We start from the raw sequence: 4,197 nt of genomic DNA on the forward strand, positions 1-4,197 counted from the left end.
ATGCATATGAAAATGAATAAGGCAAAGTGGATTATAATAATTATTGAGATTCTGATGATATTAACAAGTTGGGTACATTATGGAAAAATTAATTTTCAAGTTGGTAGCTTAGGTTTATCTTTAATTTTGTTAATTATGATGTGGCATCATTCTGATAAGGATAAAAAGAATAATGTAAAGTAAAAATAATTAACAAATGTTTTTATACTTTTTTCTTATTCGACTTTTTCTAAGGTGCTTTCAACAGGTGTTATATACATAGTTTTATTTGTAGTATAAATAACCATTCCAGGTTTTGCCCCAGAGGGTTTTTTAACATTTCTAACCTGCGTATAATCAACAGGTACATTAGAGGAATTCTGGGATTTGCTATAAAATGCTGATAAGTTTCCAGCCTCGAGTAGCGTGTTATCTGGTACATCGCCAAAATTTTTGATAATAACATGGGAACCAGGTATATCTTTTGTGTGTAGCCATATATCGTTTTTATTGGCAAGTTTTAGTGTTAAAAGATCATTCTGGATGTTATTTCTACCAACATAAATATCAATGCCGTCACTTGAAATAAAGTGCATAGGCTTGGTTGGTTTTACTTTTTTGGATTTACCGTGCTTTTTAAATGTAATATACTCAGTTTCTATTAATTCATTTTTAATATCTTCAATTCCATTATAGTTGTCTACATTTAATATGTTAGTGAGTACAGAATGAAGATATTTTAATTCGTCTTCAGTCAAATTCATTTGAATTGTGGCCATTTCTTCTGCTATCTTAAATTTATTATATTTTTTGTAATAGTATTGAACATTTTGTGATGGGGTTTTATTTTCATCAAGTTTAATGTCCATGAGATCACTATTTTCGCTATAATAGTTTACAGGGCTGACAACTTTATCACCCTTTTTAAGGGAGTATATGTTTGCAGTTAGGAGTTCACCACGTAATTTATAAGTACCTTTAGTTGTGCAGTCCTTTAAAGTTTGGTTAAGTATTTTAATTTTTTTATCACAACGATTAATATTGTTATTAACTATTTTTTGAAGGTTTGAGCTTTTGGAATTTAATCTATCATGTTTATCTTTTTGAAAATAAAAATTCTCTATTAATTTGGATGGAGAATCATATTTTTCATACTCACAATCTTTTAAAGAGGTAAGCTGCACGCAATGAAAATCTTTTAGCTTGCCATTCATTGCATAGGAAGCTAAAAAAGTATTCTTATGCAATTTCTTAAATAGGTTTACAGTAAAATCATAAATGGTCGATGCATGTTCTAAATCAAAATCATTATCATTATTTTTAGCACAATACCTATACATAAGTTCTGCAGATAAGTTAGAACTTACTCCTGTAAAAGTACCTGTAAAAAAAATTTCAGTAAATTGTATGTCTTTAGTGGTTAGATAATTATAGAATTCGTCATACTCAAAATTAAACGCATCAAGTTTTGTAGAAACTGGAGGGTATATATATTCAACACCAGTATATAAAACACGATAACTGTTTACTTCTGATCCAACATGCTTAATGCTATCCATAATTAAATTATCACGTGAGCGAACTAAGCTAATATTACTATGTCTACCCATTATTTCAATTATTAAAGAGTATATACTATCAAAACCTAATTCATCACTCGATTTAAAGTCTATTATTAGTAATCTGTCAGAATTAAGTTGTCTTACATCTAAGACTGTGGCGGTACTTAAATATTTTCTTAAAACCATACAAAATATAGGGGCCTTTATTGGGTTGTTTTTACTAGAGTCTGTAAAATGAATCCTAGGATAATTAGAACTTGAACTTATTAATAATTTATGGACTTTTCTATTTTTTTTAAAACTTAATATGATTTCATCTTTTTCTGGTTGGGTTACTTTATCAACTCTACAATCTATGATTATATCTTTTATTTCCTCAATGAGGCTAGATAAATAAATTCCATCTAATGCCATATATATCATCCTTTCACTTTGTGGTTAACTTTGTAGATATATTATATAATTTATTATTTATACTTTTTAAATAATGAATTGTATAATATACTATAATTAATAGTATACCATTAAAGAAAATCATTGAAAAGTATAGTAGGTTGATAGCAAGGAGGAGGAAGAATTATATGGAGATTATAGATTTTACAAAAATGCAGGGAATAGGAAATGATTTTATTATTATTGAAGATTTTGAGTGCAAATATGACAATTTAGAGGAGCTAGCTAGAAAACTTTGTGATAGACATTTTGGAATTGGTGCAGATGGGATTTTAGTAGTTAGAAAAAGTAATATAGCAGATATTCAGATGATAATTATTAATGCGGATGGTTCTTATGCTTCTATGTGTGGTAACGGCATAAGGTGTTTTGCTAAATATGTTTGGAAGAAAAAATATGTGCAAGGGGCATATATAAAAATTGAAACTGGTGATGGTGTAAAGCTAGCAAATATATTTATTAAAGATGGAAAAGCTGAAAGTGTCACTATAAATATGGGGAAATATAATTTTGAGACCAGTAGCATTCCAGCTTTAGATAAGGAAGAAATAATTAATAAGAAGGTAGAAATTAATAATAAAGAGTACTATATTACTTCAATGCTTATGGGAGTACCGCATACTATTATTTTTGGGAAACATGGTGATTACTGCGTCGAAGAAGGAAAATTTATTGAAAAGCACGATCTATTTCCTGAAAAAACAAATGTAAATTTTTGCGAAGTAGTAAGTAAAAATATGATAAGGGTTAAAACATGGGAAAGAGGAGCAGGGCCAACCCTGGCATGTGGTACTGGTAGCTGTGCGTCAGTGGTAGCAGCCAATAGGTTAGGGTATATAGAGGCAAAAGCTATGGTACAGGTTCCAGGTGGATTGCTTAATATAGAGATTGTTAATGAAGAAGTTCTAATGACAGGTCCTGCGGAAATAACCTTTGAAGGAAGCTTTTTTCTAAATTAAGATTTACTCAACTGTCTATTTATTAATGGGACAGTTGTTTTTTTGACGGAATTTGTTTGTTAAAGAATTGAATATAATAATTAAAAAGGACAATCCTTATAATAAGATATCTTATTGTGAGGATTTTATATTTTAGAAAGGTAAAATACTATGAAAAAAAAGTTACTTAAGCTATTACTAGATAAAGAATTAATTACTACAGACTGTTATAAAGATGTAAAGGAACTTTCGCTTAAGAGAAATTGCAGTCAAGAACAAATAATTCTGCGCGAAATAAAAGTGGATTTAAATGAACTTATCTTAATATTAGAGAATGATTTTAGCATACCCTATATTGATTTAGAATCTAGAAATAAAGAAAATCAAGCATTTAATTTAATATCGAAAGAGGTAGCTAATAGATATGGTTTGATACCTTTTTACGATAATAATAATGAAGTACATGTGGCTTTTTCAAATCCCTTTGATATAAAAGTCATTGATGAGTTAAAGTTTATAACAAATAAAAAGATCAAAATATTCTTTGCCTTAACTAGCCAGATTTCTGAGGCAATCGAAAACTGCTATGGAAAACAAATTGTGGATGTGGCAGTTGAAGAAATGAAAAAAGAATATATGTTAGGAGAAAAAGAAAAAACTGAAGAGGCACAGTCAGAATTTTCAACTGAAAATGCACCAGTTATAAGAATAACAAACTCCTTACTAAAACAGGCTGTGAATGCAGAAGCTAGTGATATTCACTTAGAGCCTTTTAAGAGTTTTGCTATAATCCGAATGAGGGTGGATGGCATCTTAAATGAAATAAACCAAGTTCCGAGTGGTGTATATAAATCCTTATGCACAAGAATAAAGATTATGGCAAATATGGATATAGCCACTAAGTTAATTCCTCTAGATGGTAAGATAACTGAGAATATAGACGGAATAGATTACGATTTCAGGGTATCTTCACTACCAACAATGTATGGGGAGAAAATAGTTATAAGAGTTTTATATAAAGCAGAGAGATTCATCAATTTAGACTCATTGGGCTTTAGCGTAGATAAAGTTATGCTTTTAAGGGATATATTGAAACTTTCTCATGGAATGATAATAGTTGCAGGACCTACAGGAAGTGGAAAATCAACAACATTATATGCACTACTAAATGAAATTAATAGTAAAAGTAAAAATATTATTACTATAGAAGATCCAATAGAATATAATATGCCTAGAATTAATCAAGTAAATGTAAATAATAAAGC

Annotated in this window: 4 protein-coding genes; 3 read left to right on the plus strand and 1 reads right to left on the minus strand. The window is 29.2% G+C overall.

Translation table 11 applies throughout. The features are described 5' to 3' along the window. Positions 1–183: hypothetical protein (locus tag JJE11_RS15760; protein WP_291637323.1), on the plus strand; the 183-nt coding region annotated here is incomplete at its 5' end. 32 nt (positions 184–215) lie between these two features. On the opposite strand, the gene JJE11_RS15765 is transcribed toward JJE11_RS15760, so the two are convergent. Beyond that, positions 216–1,955 (minus strand): NFACT RNA binding domain-containing protein, encoded by a 1,740-nt coding sequence (locus tag JJE11_RS15765; protein WP_291637325.1) that lies wholly within the window; start codon positions 1,953–1,955, stop codon positions 216–218. Positions 1,956–2,131: 176 nt separating this feature from the next. Here JJE11_RS15765 and dapF point away from each other — a divergent pair, with 176 nt between their 5' ends. Both dapF and JJE11_RS15775 read left to right on the plus strand, forming a co-directional pair. After that, positions 2,132–2,953, plus strand: coding sequence for a diaminopimelate epimerase (gene dapF / locus JJE11_RS15770; protein WP_291637329.1), 822 nt, complete (start codon positions 2,132–2,134; stop codon positions 2,951–2,953). Positions 2,954–3,103: 150 nt separating this feature from the next. Continuing rightward, positions 3,104–4,197, plus strand: a 1,094-nt coding sequence (locus JJE11_RS15775) for an ATPase, T2SS/T4P/T4SS family (protein ID WP_291637327.1), incomplete at its 3' end; no start/stop codon positions are given.

The sequence above is a fragment of the Clostridium sp. genome (genome assembly GCF_016650095.1).
In the GTDB taxonomy this organism is placed as follows: Bacteria; Bacillota; Clostridia; order Clostridiales; family Clostridiaceae; genus Clostridium_AD.